This window comes from Paenacidovorax caeni (genome assembly GCF_001298675.1).
GTDB lineage: Bacteria > Pseudomonadota > Gammaproteobacteria > Burkholderiales > Burkholderiaceae_C > Paenacidovorax > Paenacidovorax caeni.
Genome location: NZ_CYIG01000012.1, coordinates 1 through 14,498 on the forward strand (window position 1 = coordinate 1; position 14,498 = coordinate 14,498).

Sequence of the window (14,498 nt, forward strand, 5' to 3'; positions counted from 1 at the left end):
ACCCGGGGTTGCCGGGCTGCTTGGGCCGTGCTGCTGCTGCCGTGCTGCTGGCCAGCCATTGGCCGGGTGCGTGCCACCGTGCGCTCGATCCAGCTCAATGCACTGCCCGGCGCTGGTGGCCAGGGCTGTGCTGCTGCCTGCTGTCTTGGTGCTGCTGCGCGTGCTGGTGGCCAGCACCTGGCCAGGCCGTGCGCCTGATCCAGCCGGGTGCGCTTCCCCGGAGTGCTGCCGTGCTGGTGCTTTTTGCTATCAATGAAATAGCTGCTTGCGCTTGCCTGGCGTGGCCAAGAGGCCGATTCACCTTCAAGCGCCCCAGCACGCAAAGACCCACCAGCCCAGGGCAACCCCTTGCCCGGCAAGCGATGACCGCGCCTGGCGCGTTCTGGTGGCCAGCCCTTGGCCGGGTGCGTGCTGCGCGTGCCGCTGGCCAGCTCTTGGCCGGGTGCGTGCCGCCGTGCGCTCGATCCACTGCCCGGCGCTGGTGGCCAGGGCTGTGCGCAACCCGGGGTTGCCGGGCTGCTTGGGCCGTGCTGCTGCTGCCGTGCTGCTGGCCAGCCATTGGCCGGGTGCGTGCCACCGTGCGCTCGATCCAGCTCAATGCACTGCCCGGCGCTGGTGGCCAGGGCTGTGCTGCTGCCTGCTGTCTTGGTGCTGCCACCCCTTGGCCGATGGGCCTTGCTGCCTGGCGCAGCGTTCTGAAGTGGTGGCAGAAATTGCAACCTTTGGCGATTTTTGCGGTGCTTCGACAGGAAAAAATCGGAGACAGAAAAACCAAGTTTTGGCCAGCCCGTGGATAACATTGTCGCCAATCATGCGAATTTACGACATTTGTTAGGGTTTACCCCTGTGGATAGTGCTATTTTGTCCCCGGTGTCCCCGGTGGATAACTTTTGTCCCCGGCTGGTTCTGGGGACAGAATTTATCAATGGCAACAATAACTTAGAGCACTTATTCACAGCGTGTCCCCGGTGTCCCCGGTAAAAAATGTCGATACCGAAGGAAAAGCAGTTTTTGCCTGAGCGGGTGCCTGTCCGTTTTGGGTGGCACAAATTGCAACCTTGGGGCCTGCTGCTGTGCCGGTTGTCACCCCTTGGGCGCACCGTCCTACAGGTGGGCCGGGTGCCGCTTGCTGACCGAGGGCAGGGCACCCCCCCCTTCGTAGGTTCTCCCTGGATGGTTGCAGTGCGGGTAATTCGAGCCGCCATCTCGGACTGTTGTGCAAATCTCCCAAGGGGGTTAAGTGAAGGCCCAAAGCAGGCTGCAGCACCTAGCCAAGGCCGGGGCAGGCTGGGTGCGCTGCGCCCTTGGACTGGCTGGCCAGCGGGTGGGCGCTGGTTTGGCCGTGGCATGTGAAACTGAGGCGGTTAAAAACGGGGGAACAAGACCTAACGGGGGAACAAACGGGGGAACAAATCGCCATTTTTTGGCGTTTCTCATTGGAGAAATCGAATCCCGCCGCTCCGACCAAAAAATCAAGGGCTTGCATCTTTTAGGTGCAAGCCCTTTTTATTTATTGCTCTCGTGTGAAGCACCTGGGAGCAATGGTTTGTCAGTTTGGCAAACGCCCGTGTGATCGTCGTGTCGAGGCTTGGCGCCGCCTGCCCATGCCAAGAAGCTGGTGCTTAACCAGCTAGATTACCCCTCAGGTTCAGCACAAAGCAACTGACAACGTGGCGCGTCGATGACGCTCAACGCGCATAACCAATAAAAAAAGCCCGCGCTCAGCGGGCTTGGGTGTTAAGACTGTGCCGCAGCAGCCTCAACCCGCCAGAGCGGCCAATGCGCGCTGTGTGATCTCTTCTACGCTGCCGGTACCGCTGATGGCGCGGTATTTGGGCGCGGCGGTGGGTTCTGCCTGGGCCCAGTTGCTGTAGTAATCGACCAGCGGACGTGTCTGGGCGCTGTAGACCTCCAGGCGCTTCTTCACGGTTTCTTCCTTGTCGTCGTCGCGCTGGATCAGGTCTTCGCCTGTCACGTCGTCCTTGCCGGCCACTTTGGGCGGGTTGAACTTGACGTGGTAGGTGCGGCCGCTGGCAGGGTGCGAGCGGCGGCCGCTCATGCGTTCGATGATGGCGTCGAACGGCACGTCGATTTCCAGTACGTAGTCGAGTTTGACGCCCGCCGCCTTCATGGCTTCGGCCTGGGGAATGGTGCGTGGGAAGCCGTCGAACAGGAAGCCCTGGGCGCAGTCTGCTTCGGCGATGCGTTCCTTGACGAGGTTGATGATCAGGTCGTCGCTCACCAACTGGCCTGCGTCCATCACCGCCTTGGCTTGCTGACCCAGGGGCGTACCGGCCTTCACGGCAGCGCGCAGCATGTCGCCGGTGGAGATTTGCGGAATGCCGTATTTCTGGCAGATGAAGGCCGCTTGCGTGCCTTTCCCGGCGCCGGGTGCGCCCAACAGGATCAGTCTCATGGAGTTCCTCGGATGGTGTTGAAATCTCGGGGCGGTGCTGGCTGCGGGGCCGTAGGGCCGGGCTGCACCGCTCTTATATAGGACTTGCGAGGATAGCATGGGCATGTCATCGCCTGGCTTACGCCTTCGGTGGCAGCCTGCGGGGCCGTTTTTCGGTTTGCTGCGCTCTGCGCTCAGGCGAAAAGTGCGCGCACTCGGGCCAGGTCAGCGGGTGTGTCAACCCCCGGGCCGGGCGCTTGGGCACTCACGTGCACGGCGATGCGGTGGCCGTGCCACAGGGCGCGCAGTTGTTCCAGTGCCTCAATAGCCTCTGTAGGCGCCGGCGTCAGGCGTGGAAACTGGCGCAGAAAGCCTGCGCGGTAGCTGTAGATGCCGATGTGGCGCAGCGGTGCGAAGCCCGCCAGCGCTGTGGCTGCAGCCGGGGCGTCCCACCACGCCTGGCCCGCATGGTCGCGTGCGTAGGGAATGGGGGCGCGGCTGAAGTAGTGCGCCATGCCCTGCGCGTCGCATACCACCTTCACCACGTTGGGGTTGGTGTAGTCGTCCAGGTTGCCAATGGCGTGCGCCGCTGTACCCATGCTGGCGCCAGGATGGGCTTGCAGCAGTGCAGCCACGGCGTTGATCAGCGCAGGGTCGATTAGTGGCTCGTCGCCCTGCACGTTCACCACCACGGCGTCGCCGTCCAGCCCGAGCTGCTCACACGCTTCGGCGAGGCGGTCGCTGCCGCTGGCGTGGTCGGGCCGGGTGAGCAGCGCGGGGACGCCGTGGTCTTGGCAGGCCGCCTGGATGCGGGCGTCGTCGGTAGCGACAACGGTACGCGCGGCTCCGCTCAGGCCCGCCTGGCGCGCCACGCGCACGACCATGGGCAGCCCAGCGATGTCGGCGAGGGGCTTGTCGGGCAGCCGGCTGGAAGCCATGCGCGCTGGGATCAGTACCGTGAAGCCAGGCGCCGCTGCTGCGGCGGGCGCGCTCATTTTTCGAGTTCCTCGTCGCTCAACGGCCGGGCTTCGTTTTCCAGCAGCACGGGAATACCGTCACGCACCGGGTAGGCCAGGCGCGCGCTGCGCGACACCAGCTCCTGGCGTTCGCGGTCGTAAGTCAGCGGGCCTTTGGTGACGGGGCAGACCAGCAGTTCGAGCAGTTTCGTGTCCATGGCAGGCAAGTGGGTTGGTGCAAATCAGGGCGCTGATGATAGCGAGGCGTCGAGCTGCGCCCAGAATTCCGACGGCAGGCTCAGGTGCAGTGGTACCGCCAGTGCCCCTGGGTGGGCGGGCCAGAGCTTGACGGCGTCTTTTTCAGTGCAAATAAGGGTCTTCCCCTTGTTATGCAAGTGCTGCCAGCTATCAAAATCGTAGTGATCTGGCAGCGCCTCACACTGCGCCAGCGTGAGTCCCCGGGTGCGCAGCATGGCGAAAAACTCTTCAGGCCGGGCGATGGCGGCCACAGCGTGCAGTGCCTGTCCCTGCAGGCGGGTCAGCGGCACCTGACGGCCTTGCGCGTCGATGCCACAGGGCGCCAGTTGCCGCACGAGGCGGAAGGCTGGGGCGCGGGTGCCGCGCGGCGGCTGGGGCGCGGTGTGCAGCACGGCATCCACCGTGCGTGGCCAGGCCTCCCGCAGCGGGCCGGCGGGCAGCAGGAAACCGTTGCCCACGCCTTCGTCATTGAACACGCAGATTTCCATGTCGCGCGCAAGCGCCAGGTGCTGCAAGCCGTCGTCGCAGACGATCACGTCGGTGGCGGGATGGGCGGCTAGCAGTGCACGCCCAGCTTGGGCGCGGCGGCGCGCGACGAACACGGGTACGCCGGTTGCGCGGGCGATCAGCAGGGGCTCGTCGCCCACGTCTGAGGCAGTGCTGGCGGGCCGCACCTCGCGGCAGCCGTCGCTTGTGCGTCCGTAGCCGCGCGAGATCACGCCAGGCTGCCAGCCCGTGGACTGTAAGTGGCGCACCAGCGCCAGTGTGACGGGCGTTTTACCCGCGCCGCCGGCGATCACATTGCCCACGACGATCACGGGCACGGGAAGTCGCTCACTGCGCAGCACGCCCCAGAGGTACAGCGTGCGGCGCAACGCAACGAGCGCGCGGTAGGGCAGGGACAGCGGCCAGAGCGCCAGGGCCAGCCAACCGCGCTGGCGCCAGGCGCTGCGCAGGCCGGCAGACAAAGACATCGATTCCTAGCGGCCGGCGCTGGCCGAGGACTGGGTGGCGAAGGTGATGTGCGACAGCCCGGCACGGCGAGCCGCTTCCATCACGGTGATCACGGCCTGGTGCGGCGCCTGGGCATCGGCGCTGATGATGACAACGCTGTCTGCTCCCGCCTTGGCTGCGTCGCCCAGCGCGCGCGCCATGGACTCAACGCCGCCGCCTTCAACGGCGGCCTTGTTGACGGCGTAGCGTCCGTCAGCAGCCACGGCCACGACGATTTCCTTGGGGTAGTCGCGCTGCTGCTCGGCATCGGCCACGGGCAGCGTCAGCTGCAACTCGGTGAACTTGCTGTATGTGGTGGTGAGCATCAGGAAGATGAGGATCACCAGCAGCACATCGATGAACGGGATCAGGTTGATCTCCGGCTCATCCTTGGGGCGGGGGCGGAAGTTCATTTCGCTTTCAGACGCAGCAGGTGGCGCACGAACTGCTCGGCCGACAGTTCCAGGGTGAGCAAGTAGGCATCGACGCGGCTGCGGAAGTAGCGCCAGAAGATCAGCGCTGGAATGGCCACGATCAGGCCAAAAGCGGTGTTGTACAGCGCAATCGAGATACCGTGCGCCAACTGCGCCGGGTTACCGCTGCCGACGGCGCCACCGCCTGCCTGAGAGCCAAAGATCTCGATCATGCCGATCACCGTGCCCAGCAGACCCAGCAGGGGAGCGGCAGAGGCAATGGTGGCCAGCGCGTTCAGGTACTTCTCCAGCCGGTGCGCCACGGCGCGGCCCGCGCCTTCCATAGCGGCGCGCAGATCGGCTTCGCTGCTCTGGGGGTGCAGGTGCAGGGTGCGCAGACCGGTGGCTAGCACCTCACCCAGGGCCGAGTTCTGTGCCAGCTGGTTCACGGTGTCGGGCGTGGGCAGGCCCTTGGCGGACACGGCCATGGCTTCATCCAGCAGCTTCGGGGGGGCGACGCGGGCAGTTTTGAGGGACAGGAAGCGCTCGACAATCAGCGCCAGGGCCAGGATGGAGCAGGCAACCAGGGGCCAAATGGGCCAGCCTGCGGCTTGTATGATCGTTAGCAATTCTCTCTCCGCGCGAATGGGTGCAGCCCGCGATTATGGCCTACGCCGCCGTGCCTACCGATGCTTGGCAGGGTGCGTTGCAGACGGTTGCACAGGCCCGCGCGAAACCCACAAATCCTGTGGATAACTTTGTGGGCAAATGCGTGGACAGTCGCCGCCAGGCGGCGCCAATACACGCTTGTGACAGATTGATGAAATTTTGGTCAGTAAAAAATTATTTAAAATCAATGACTTGCACGTACTTGCTGGCGTTTCGGGTGGTTTTGATGCTTTGGTGCCGCACCTTGCTAGCGCTGTGGAGTAGTGCCCGCTACAAGGGGCCGTCAAACCCTTTCCACGCCTATGTTTGAGCCCGAAAGTCCTGTATTGGCGCCGCGTGTGTGGGAGGTTGGCGCGCTGTGCCGCGCCGTTGCTGATGCCTTGCAGGCACGCTTCAATCCGGTTGCGGTGCGCGGCGAAATCACGGGCTTCATGCGCGCGTCCAGCGGGCACTGCTATTTCTCCATCAAGGACGCACAAGGCCAGATCCGCTGTGCCATGTTCAAGCGTGCGGCGGGCCTGCTCGACTTCACACCGCGCGACGGCGAGCTGGTGGAGCTGCGTGGCCGTCTGGGCGTGTACGAGCAGCGCGGCGACCTGCAGCTCATCGTTGAGAGCCTGCAGCGCGCGGGGCAGGGCGCCTTGTTCGAGCAGTTCCTGCGCCTGAAGGCGCAGTTGGAGGCCGAAGGCCTGTTTGACGCCGGGCGCAAGCGCCCGTTGCCCACCATGCCGCGCGGTATCGGCCTGGTGACGTCGCCCGGCGCGGCGGCGCTGCACGATGTGGCCACCGCGCTACGCCGGCGCGTGCCGCATATTCCGGTGGTGCTGGCACCGGCGCTGGTGCAGGGCGCGCAGGCACCCACATCGCTGTGCGAAGCGCTATCAAAACTGTATCTGCTAGCGCAATCTGGTAAAGGGCTAGAGGCCGAAATGGCTGCAAAGTCTGATACGCCACCGATCGACGTGATCCTGCTGGTGCGTGGCGGCGGTTCCATGGAGGATCTCTGGGCTTTCAACGACGCCCAGCTGGCGCGCACCATCGTGCAAAGCCCGGTGCCCGTGGTCAGTGGCGTGGGGCATGAGACGGACTTCACCATCGCCGATTTCTGTGCTGACCTGCGCGCCCCCACGCCCACCGCAGCGGCGGAGCTGGTAGCGCAGCCGCGCGACCTCTGGCTGGGCGCGCTGCAGCTGCTGGCGCAGCGCTTGGATGACGGCGTGCAACGCCAGATCGATCTGCGCCACCAGCGGCTTGACAGTGCCGCGCAGCGCCTGGGCCGGCCCTCGGGCATCGTGGCGCGGCAGGAGCTGCAACTGGCCCGGCTGGCGCAGCGCATGCGCCACGGAGTGCTCCTGAAAGTGCAGCGCCTGGCGCAAACCCAGCAAGCCTTGCAGGCCCACTTGCCGCAAACGCTGCAGCGCAGCCTGATGGGCCAGGCGCAGCGCCTGGAGCGCGCCGCCCTGCGCCTGGAGCTGCTCGACCCGCGGCTGGTGCTGCAGCGCGGCTATGCGCTGCTGGCCGATACCGAGGGCCGCAGCGTCACCAGCGTGGCCCAGGCACGGCCCGGCGCACCGCTGCGCGCCACCCTGGCCGACGGGGTGTTGGACCTCACGGTGGTTCCGCCCCGGCTGGTGTAGGGGCTTGGCGTTCGACCTCTCTGCACGCGCGCCGGGTTCTTCCTACAATGCTCTTTTGCCCCTTGCCAGGGCTGGGCCTCCGCCCCGTCGCCTGCGCACTCTGATAATTTCAACCACGAGGAATACACCATGGAACACACCCTGCCACCGCTGCCCTATGCCATCGACGCCCTGGCACCGCACTACAGCCAGGAAACGCTGGAGTACCACCATGGCAAGCACCACAACGCCTATGTGGTGAACCTCAACAACCTGCAAAAGGGCACCGAGTTCGAGAACATGGCGCTCGAGGACATCGTCAAGAAGTCCAGCGGCGGTATCTACAACAATGCGGCGCAGATCTGGAACCACACCTTCTTCTGGAACTGCATGGCCCCCAACGGTGGCGGCGAGCCCACCGGCGCGCTGGCCGATGCCATCAACGCCAAGTGGGGCAGCTACGCGGCTTTCAAGGAGGCCTTCGTGAAGAGCGCTGTGGGCAACTTCGGCTCGGGCTGGACCTGGCTGGTGAAGAAGGTGGACGGCAGCGTGGACATCGTCAACACCGGCGCCGCCGGTACGCCGCTGACGACTGCCGACAAGGCGCTGCTGACCGTGGACGTGTGGGAGCACGCTTACTACATCGACTACCGCAACCTGCGTCCGAAGTTCGTCGAGACCTTCCTCGACAAGCTGGTGAACTGGAAGTTTGCGGAGGCCAACTTCGCCTGATTGCACTTGGCCGCAAGCTAACCCGCACAAGGCCCGGAGAGTGATCTCCGGGCTTTTTTTTGGCTTGTACGGCGCAGAAAGTCCGAGGTAAGCCTAAGTCTTATACAAGACTTACGAAAAAAATCGTGTTTCGCGGATAGAATTTTGTATTGTGATAGCGCATTGCAAATGACGTGAAAAGCACGTAGCCTGTGGCGCGCTGTTGCAGCGAACGCCTCAAGCGCCATCCCCGCCTATCTCATCCGGTGGCGGGTCGCAGGTCGGCGGCATGACCTCTGTTTTTTGACCAAAGAGAGACAAGATGAGCACCCAACAACCCACTATCATCTACACCCTGACCGACGAAGCACCGCGCCTGGCCACGGCATCGTTCCTGCCCATCGTGCGCGCGTTTGCCGCCCAGGCTGGCATCAACGTGGCCGAGAGCGACATCTCGGTGGCCGGTCGCATTCTGGGCCAGTTCCCTGAATACCTGAGCGAGGCGCAGCGCGCGCCTGACAACCTGGCCGAGCTGGGCAAGCTGACGCTACGTCCTGAAGCCAACATCATCAAGCTGCCCAACATCAGCGCCTCTGTGGCCCAGCTCAAGGCTGCGATCAAGGAGCTGCAGGACAAGGGCTACAAAGTGCCCGACTTCCCGGAAAACCCGGCGACCGAGGAAGAGAAAGACATCCGCGCCCGCTACAACAAGTGCATTGGCAGCGCGGTGAACCCGGTGCTGCGCGAAGGCAACTCCGACCGACGCGCGCCCAAGGCCGTGAAGGAATACGCGCGCAAGAATCCGCACAGCATGGCCGAGTGGAGCCAGGCCTCGCGCTCGCACGTCTCGCACATGCACTCCGGTGACTTCTACCACGGGGAAAAGTCCATGACCCTGGACAAGGCCCGCGACGTGAAGATGGAACTGATCACCAAGAGCGGCAAGGCCATCGTGCTTAAGCCCAAGGTCAGCCTGCTCGACCGCGAAGTGATCGACAGCATGTTCATGAGCAAGAAGGCCCTGCTGGCCTTCTACGAGAAGGAAATCGAGGACGCGCGTAAGACCGGCGTGATGTTCTCGCTGCACGTCAAGGCGACGATGATGAAGGTGTCGCACCCCATCGTGTTCGGCCACTGCGTGCGCATCTTCTACAAGGAAGCGTTTGAGAAACACGGCAAGCTGTTCGACGAGCTGGGCATCAACGTCAACAACGGCATGGTCGATCTGTACAACAAGATCGCCACGCTGCCGCAGAGCCAGCAGGACGAGATCAAGCGCGACCTGCACGCCTGCCACGAGCACCGCCCCGAGCTGGCCATGGTGGATTCGGCCAAGGGCATCACCAACTTCCACTCGCCCAACGACATCATCGTGGACGCCTCCATGCCCGCCATGATCCGCAACGGCGGCAAGATGTGGGACGCCAATGGCCGCCTGAAGGACGTGAAGGCTGTGATGCCCGAATCCACCTTCGCCCGTATCTACCAGGAGATGATCAACTTCTGCAAGTGGCACGGCGCGTTCGATCCCAAGACCATGGGCACGGTGCCCAACGTTGGCCTGATGGCGCAGCAGGCTGAGGAATATGGCTCGCACGACAAGACCTTCGAGATCCCCGAAGACGGCGTGGCCAACATCACCGATCTGGCTACCGGCGAAGTGCTGATGAGCCAGAACGTGGAGCAGGGCGACATCTGGCGCATGTGTCAGGTGAAGGACGCCGCCATCCGCGACTGGGTCAAGCTGGCTGTGACGCGCGCGCGCAACTCCGGCATGCCCGTGGTGTTCTGGCTGGATTCCTACCGCCCGCACGAGAAGGAACTCATCACCAAGGTGAAGATGTACCTGCACGAGCACGACACCACCGGCCTGGACATCCAGATCATGAGCCAGGTGCGCGCCATGCGCTACACGCTGGAGCGCGTGATCCGCGGCCTGGATACCATCAGCGCCACCGGCAACATCCTGCGCGACTACCTGACCGACCTGTTCCCCATCATGGAACTGGGCACCAGCGCCAAGATGCTGTCCATCGTGCCCCTGATGGCCGGCGGTGGTATGTATGAAACAGGTGCTGGCGGCTCTGCGCCCAAGCACGTGCAGCAGCTGGTGGAAGAAAACCACCTGCGCTGGGACTCGCTGGGTGAATTCCTGGCATTGGCCGTGTCATTCGAGGACCTGGGCCTGAAGAACAACAACGCCCGCGCCAAGCTGCTGGCCAAGACGCTGGACGCCGCCACCGGCAAGCTGCTGGACAACAACAAGGGCCCGAGCCCGAAGACCGGCCAGCTTGACAACCGCGGCAGCCAGTTCTACCTGTCGCTGTACTGGGCGCAGGAGCTGGCTGCGCAGTCCGAGGACAAGGAGCTGGCCGCCAAGTTCGCGCCCCTGGCACAGAAACTGGCCGACAACGAGCAGAAGATCGTGGAAGAGCTGAACGCCGTCCAGGGCAAGCCGGCCGACATTGGTGGCTACTACCTGCCCGACGCTGCCAAGCTCGACGCCGTGATGCGCCCGAGCGCCACGTTCAACGCAGCCCTGGCAGTACTCGCCTGATGCGCGTTGGCGCCGCTGCGCGCCACGCCCGTGCCAAAAGGCCACCCTCGGGTGGCCTTTTTTGTGCCGAATTGAGCTCTAGCGCTCTGCCAGCAAGCGCTAGCCGCTATCGTTTAAAGAGCGAGCCGCCGAGCTTGCTGCCCGCCTTGATGCCGCGCTTGGCGAACCAGCCCTGGTTCATCTCCAGCACATAGCGCACCGGCTTGGCCGAGCAGTGCGAGTCGTCGGTCTGCGGCTTCATGTCGGCCAGGTTGACGATGGTGCCGTCGTCCGCCACGAAGGCGGCCGTCAGTGGTAGCAGCGTGTTGCGCATCCAGAAGCACTGGGTGGCGGGCTGCTCGAAGACGAACAGCATGCCCTCCTGTGCGGGCATGTCCTGGCGGAACATCAGGCCTGTCTGCCGCGCGGCGTCTGATGCGGCCACCTGGGCGTCGATACGGTACATACCGGCCGTCAGCTCCACGCGCGGCAGGTTCATCTGCGGGCCGGGCTGTGCCGGGGCGGTGCTGCACACCAGGGCGAGAAAGAGGGGGGCTAAGCGCAGGGCAGGCAGTTGCATAGGACGTGGTCAAGAAATGGCGCGGATGAAAAAAGCCCGCAAAACGGCTATTTTGCGGGCTTTTGCGTGCGCCCATGGAGAGGGCGCCATCGGGCGTGGATTAAGCGGCCGACTTCTTCTTGGAGCGCTTCTTGGCGTGCTTCTTGCCAGCCTTGTGGGCCTTGGCAGCCTTGGCTTCGGGGGCCGGAGCGGCGCTGGCAGGCGCGGCAGACACGGCCGGAGCCAGGGGGGCGGCGGGAGCAGCAGGGGCTTGTGCGAAGGCACCAGCGCAGAGCAGGCCCGTCGTCAGGAGTGCGAGGAGTTTTTTCATATATGCCATTTCCTTGACAGACTAGGGAGGGGGTGACGTGCGGCGCGTAAGGCCGCGCTGCCCTTGCTTAACGGCGCTTTTCACCGCGCCGTTGACAAGGAGAGCACCGGTATTTTGTCGCTAGAATTTCCCCGCTCCGGGGAAGAACGGCCCTGTGGCGTTTCTTTTTTTGCCTGCCACAAGGAGACACAAGCGCATGACCAGCTACCAGCACATCAAGGTGCCCGCCGAAGGCCAGAAGATCACCGTCAATGCCGACATGTCCCTGAACGTGCCGGACCAGCCCATCATTGCTTACATCGAGGGCGACGGCACGGGCCGCGACATCACGCCCGTCATGCTCAAGGTGGTGGACGCTGCCGTGGCCAAGGCCTACGGCGGGCGTCGCAAGATCCACTGGATGGAGGTCTACGCTGGCGAGAAATCGACCCAGGTGTACGGCCCCGACGTGTGGCTGCCCGAGGAAACACTGAACGCCGTGCGCGACTACGTGGTCTCCATCAAGGGGCCGCTGACCACGCCCGTGGGCGGCGGCATCCGCTCGCTGAATGTGGCGCTGCGCCAGGAACTGGATCTGTACGTTTGCCTGCGGCCGGTGCGTTACTTCAAGGGCGTACCTTCGCCGCTGAAGGAGCCGGAGAAGACCGACATGGTGATCTTCCGCGAGAATTCCGAGGACATCTACGCTGGCATTGAGTTCGAGGCCCAGTCCGACAAGGCGAAGAAGCTCATCCAGTTCCTGCAGACCGAGTTCGGGATCAAGAAGATTCGCTTCCCCGAGACTTCCGGTATCGGCGTCAAGCCCGTCTCGCGCGAAGGCACACAGCGCCTGGTGCGCAAGGCCATCCAGTACGCCATTGACAACGACAAGCCCAGCGTGACCCTGGTGCACAAGGGCAACATCATGAAGTTCACGGAAGGGGGCTTCCGCGACTGGGGCTACGAGCTCGCGGCGCAGGAGTTTGGCGCTGAGCTGATCGACGGCGGCCCCTGGATGCGCCTGAAGAACCCGCGTACCGGCCGCGACATCACCATCAAGGACAGCATTGCCGACGCCTTCCTGCAGCAGATTCTGCTGCGTCCGGCCGAGTACAGCGTGATCGCCACGCTCAACCTCAATGGCGACTACATCTCGGACGCGCTGGCGGCGCAGGTTGGCGGCATTGGCATTGCCCCGGGTGCCAACCTGTCCGACTCGGTTGCCATGTTCGAGGCCACGCACGGCACGGCGCCCAAGTACGCGGGCAAGGACTATGTGAACCCCGGCTCGGAGATTCTCTCGGCCGAGATGATGCTGCGCCACATGGGCTGGAACGAAGCCGCCGACATCATCATCAGCGCCATGGAAAAGGCCATCCAAAGCAAGAAGGTGACCTATGACTTCGCCCGCCTGATGGAAGGCGCCACCCAGGTCAGCTGCTCGCGCTTTGGCGATGTGATGATCGAGCAGATGTGATCCGCGCTGCCGCGCCCTTGGCACCTTGCCAGGGGCGATGAACAAAAAGCCCTGCCAGGTTGCTCTTGCGCAGGGCTTTTTTTGGAGTGCGAGCCCCCTGTTCAGGCGTTTTGCAGCGCACTGAACTGTGGGGGGGGGCGCTTACAGACCGAGCACCTTGGCCACGTAGTCAGCGTCCTTGTCGCCCCGGCCGGACAGGTTCACCAGGATGTGCTGGTCCGGGCGCAGCGTGGGCGCCACGCGCATTGCCCAGGCCACGGCATGGGCGCTTTCCAGCGCGGGGATGATGCCTTCCACGCGCGAGAGCTGCATGAAGGCGTCCAGGCACTCCTTGTCGGTCACCGATTCGTACTGCACGCGGCCAATGTCCTTGAGGTAGCTGTGCTGCGGCCCCACGCCGGGGTAGTCCAGACCCGAGGCGATGCTGTGCACGGCGGCGGGTACGCCCGGCGCATCCTCGAGCACGTAGCACTTCATGCCGTGGATCTCGCCGGGCTTGCCCATGCTCAGGGTGGCGGCGTGGCGCCCGGGCTTGTCCGTGCCTTCGCCCGAAGGCTCGACGCCCACCAGCTTCACGTCTGCGTCCTTCAGGAAGGCGGTGAACATGCCCATGGCGTTGGAGCCACCGCCCACGCAGGCCGTCACGTAGTCCGGCAGGCGGCCATGCTTGGCCAGGAACTGCTCGCGCGCCTCGCGGCCGATGATGCTCTGGAAGTCGCGCACCATCATCGGGAACGGGTGCGGGCCCACCACCGAGCCGATGGCGTAGAGGTAGTCGGTGGGGTTGGTCAGGTACTCCTCGAAGGCGCTGTCCACGGCTTCCTTCAGCGTGGCGGCGCCGCGCGTCACGGCCACGAGCTTGCAGCCCAGGATGCGCATCTTGGTAACGTTGGGGTGCTCCTTCTCGATATCCACCTGGCCCATGTGAATCTCGCACGGAATGCCCACCAGCGCGCAGGCCGTGGCCAGCGCCACGCCGTGTTGGCCGGCGCCGGTCTCGGCGATCACTTTCTTCTTGCCCATGAACTTGGCCAGCAGCGCTTCGCCCAGGCAGTGGTTGATCTTGTGCGCGCCGGTGTGGTTCAGGTCCTCGCGCTTGAGGTGGATTTGCGCGCCGCCCAGCAGCCCCGACAGGCGCTTGGCATGAAAAATCGGGCTGGGGCGGCCCACGTAGTCAGCGAACAACTGCGCCAGCTCGTCCTGGAAATCCTGGCGCTGGGTGATCTCGGCATAGGCGGCGTTGATGTCGTCCATGGCCTGCTTGAGGTGCGGCGGCACCAACTGGCCCCCGTAGGGACCGAAGAAACCAGCAGCGTCAGGCATGGGGGCGAAGGAGGTAGAGGCTGTCATCGCTGTGCAAAAGAAGTGGTTAGGAATTCAGTTTTGATAGCTGCCAGCGCTTTTCTGGCAAGGGCTTGAGGGCGATTTGCGCCGCATGCGGTCACCCATGCCATGGAGCGCCCGCAACGGCGCAAAGCAATATACGCGCAGATGCGGGGCCTGGGGCCGGCCAGCGCATCAGGGCTTGCCCCAGCGCAAAACCCGCAGGGTTCCATGGCAGAAGGGCGCCGCAGCCATGCGCTGCGGCGCCCGTGTCAGGCGAGT

General features: G+C 64.3%; 16 protein-coding genes. 7 read left to right on the forward strand and 9 right to left on the reverse strand.

From position 1 onward, the window contains the following. Together BN2503_RS20870 and BN2503_RS19965 are read left to right on the forward strand one after the other, a co-directional pair. On the forward strand, positions 1-198 hold a 198-nt coding region (locus tag BN2503_RS20870), incomplete at its 5' end, for a hypothetical protein (protein WP_233495022.1). A 329-nt stretch (positions 199-527) separates the two neighbouring features. Beyond that, positions 528-797: a hypothetical protein gene (locus BN2503_RS19965; protein WP_148639736.1), complete on the forward strand. Its 270-nt coding sequence runs from the start codon at positions 528-530 to the stop codon at positions 795-797. A gap of 962 nt (positions 798-1,759) precedes the next feature. Here the strand turns inward: BN2503_RS19965 and adk are convergent. The 6 genes from adk to BN2503_RS07135 all read right to left on the reverse strand — a co-directional run bounded on the left by adk (position 1,760) and on the right by BN2503_RS07135 (position 5,644). Further along, the gene (gene adk, locus BN2503_RS07110) at positions 1,760-2,416 is read right to left on the reverse strand and encodes an adenylate kinase (protein WP_054255962.1); all 657 of its coding nucleotides are present in this window, start codon (positions 2,414-2,416) and stop codon (positions 1,760-1,762) included. Positions 2,417-2,589: 173 nt separating this feature from the next. After that, positions 2,590-3,390: a 3-deoxy-manno-octulosonate cytidylyltransferase gene (gene kdsB / locus BN2503_RS07115; protein ID WP_054255963.1), complete on the reverse strand. Its 801-nt coding sequence runs from the start codon at positions 3,388-3,390 to the stop codon at positions 2,590-2,592. Further along, positions 3,387-3,569: a Trm112 family protein gene (locus BN2503_RS07120; protein WP_054255964.1), complete on the reverse strand. Its 183-nt coding sequence runs from the start codon at positions 3,567-3,569 to the stop codon at positions 3,387-3,389. Before BN2503_RS07120 ends, kdsB begins: the two co-directional genes overlap by 4 nt. 24 nt (positions 3,570-3,593) lie before the next feature. Continuing rightward, on the reverse strand, positions 3,594-4,583 hold the full coding sequence (lpxK, locus tag BN2503_RS07125) for a tetraacyldisaccharide 4'-kinase (RefSeq protein ID WP_054255965.1): 990 nt from the start codon (positions 4,581-4,583) through the stop codon (positions 3,594-3,596). Between the two features lie 6 nt (positions 4,584-4,589). Further along, a complete protein-coding gene (locus tag BN2503_RS07130) occupies positions 4,590-5,015 on the reverse strand; it encodes an ExbD/TolR family protein (RefSeq protein ID WP_054255966.1) in 426 nt (141 codons plus the stop codon). Then, positions 5,012-5,644, reverse strand: a complete 633-nt coding sequence (locus tag BN2503_RS07135) for a MotA/TolQ/ExbB proton channel family protein (protein WP_054255967.1) — start codon at positions 5,642-5,644, stop codon at positions 5,012-5,014. The genes BN2503_RS07130 and BN2503_RS07135 overlap by 4 nt, the downstream gene beginning before the upstream one ends. 35 nt (positions 5,645-5,679) lie before the next feature. Here BN2503_RS07135 and BN2503_RS20470 point away from each other — a divergent pair, with 35 nt between their 5' ends. The 4 genes from BN2503_RS20470 to BN2503_RS07150 all read left to right on the forward strand — a co-directional run bounded on the left by BN2503_RS20470 (position 5,680) and on the right by BN2503_RS07150 (position 10,568). After that, complete coding sequence (locus BN2503_RS20470; RefSeq protein WP_139235368.1) at positions 5,680-5,994, forward strand: hypothetical protein; 315 nt, start codon at positions 5,680-5,682, stop codon at positions 5,992-5,994. Next, complete coding sequence (gene xseA / locus BN2503_RS07140; protein ID WP_054255968.1) at positions 5,987-7,321, forward strand: exodeoxyribonuclease VII large subunit; 1,335 nt, start codon at positions 5,987-5,989, stop codon at positions 7,319-7,321. Before BN2503_RS20470 ends, xseA begins: the two co-directional genes overlap by 8 nt. 129 nt (positions 7,322-7,450) lie before the next feature. Beyond that, positions 7,451-8,032: a superoxide dismutase gene (locus tag BN2503_RS07145; protein ID WP_054255969.1), complete on the forward strand. Its 582-nt coding sequence runs from the start codon at positions 7,451-7,453 to the stop codon at positions 8,030-8,032. 301 nt (positions 8,033-8,333) lie between these two features. Continuing rightward, positions 8,334-10,568 (forward strand): NADP-dependent isocitrate dehydrogenase, encoded by a 2,235-nt coding sequence (locus BN2503_RS07150; protein ID WP_054255970.1) that lies wholly within the window; start codon positions 8,334-8,336, stop codon positions 10,566-10,568. Positions 10,569-10,674: 106 nt separating this feature from the next. Here BN2503_RS07150 and BN2503_RS07155 read toward each other — a convergent pair whose 3' ends face one another. Next, positions 10,675-11,127 carry a DUF192 domain-containing protein gene (locus BN2503_RS07155; RefSeq protein WP_054255971.1) on the reverse strand — a complete coding sequence of 151 codons (453 nt, stop codon included), beginning with the start codon at positions 11,125-11,127 and terminating at the stop codon, positions 10,675-10,677. A gap of 100 nt (positions 11,128-11,227) precedes the next feature. Next, positions 11,228-11,437 carry a hypothetical protein gene (locus BN2503_RS07160; RefSeq protein ID WP_054255972.1) on the reverse strand — a complete coding sequence of 70 codons (210 nt, stop codon included), beginning with the start codon at positions 11,435-11,437 and terminating at the stop codon, positions 11,228-11,230. A gap of 196 nt (positions 11,438-11,633) precedes the next feature. Here BN2503_RS07160 and icd point away from each other — a divergent pair, with 196 nt between their 5' ends. Next, positions 11,634-12,893 (forward strand): NADP-dependent isocitrate dehydrogenase, encoded by a 1,260-nt coding sequence (gene icd, locus BN2503_RS07165; protein WP_054255973.1) that lies wholly within the window; start codon positions 11,634-11,636, stop codon positions 12,891-12,893. A 141-nt stretch (positions 12,894-13,034) separates the two neighbouring features. Here the strand turns inward: icd and trpB are convergent, their stop codons facing one another. Then, a complete protein-coding gene (trpB, locus tag BN2503_RS07170) occupies positions 13,035-14,243 on the reverse strand; it encodes a tryptophan synthase subunit beta (protein ID WP_054255974.1) in 1,209 nt (402 codons plus the stop codon). Positions 14,244-14,498: the final 255 nt, after the last annotated feature.

Coding starts and splice junctions, on each gene's coding strand:
- adk (WP_054255962.1), bottom strand. CDS start 2,416: ATGAGACTGATCCTGTTGGGCGCACCCGGCGCCGGGAAAGGCACGCAA.
- kdsB (WP_054255963.1), bottom strand. CDS start 3,390: ATGAGCGCGCCCGCCGCAGCAGCGGCGCCTGGCTTCACGGTACTGATC.
- BN2503_RS07120 (WP_054255964.1), bottom strand. CDS start 3,569: ATGGACACGAAACTGCTCGAACTGCTGGTCTGCCCCGTCACCAAAGGC.
- lpxK (WP_054255965.1), bottom strand. CDS start 4,583: ATGTCTTTGTCTGCCGGCCTGCGCAGCGCCTGGCGCCAGCGCGGTTGG.
- BN2503_RS07130 (WP_054255966.1), bottom strand. CDS start 5,015: ATGAACTTCCGCCCCCGCCCCAAGGATGAGCCGGAGATCAACCTGATC.
- BN2503_RS20470 (WP_139235368.1), top strand. CDS start 5,680: ATGGCCTACGCCGCCGTGCCTACCGATGCTTGGCAGGGTGCGTTGCAG.
- xseA (WP_054255968.1), top strand. CDS start 5,987: ATGTTTGAGCCCGAAAGTCCTGTATTGGCGCCGCGTGTGTGGGAGGTT.
- BN2503_RS07145 (WP_054255969.1), top strand. CDS start 7,451: ATGGAACACACCCTGCCACCGCTGCCCTATGCCATCGACGCCCTGGCA.
- BN2503_RS07150 (WP_054255970.1), top strand. CDS start 8,334: ATGAGCACCCAACAACCCACTATCATCTACACCCTGACCGACGAAGCA.
- BN2503_RS07155 (WP_054255971.1), bottom strand. CDS start 11,127: ATGCAACTGCCTGCCCTGCGCTTAGCCCCCCTCTTTCTCGCCCTGGTG.
- BN2503_RS07160 (WP_054255972.1), bottom strand. CDS start 11,437: ATGAAAAAACTCCTCGCACTCCTGACGACGGGCCTGCTCTGCGCTGGT.
- icd (WP_054255973.1), top strand. CDS start 11,634: ATGACCAGCTACCAGCACATCAAGGTGCCCGCCGAAGGCCAGAAGATC.
- trpB (WP_054255974.1), bottom strand. CDS start 14,243: ATGACAGCCTCTACCTCCTTCGCCCCCATGCCTGACGCTGCTGGTTTC.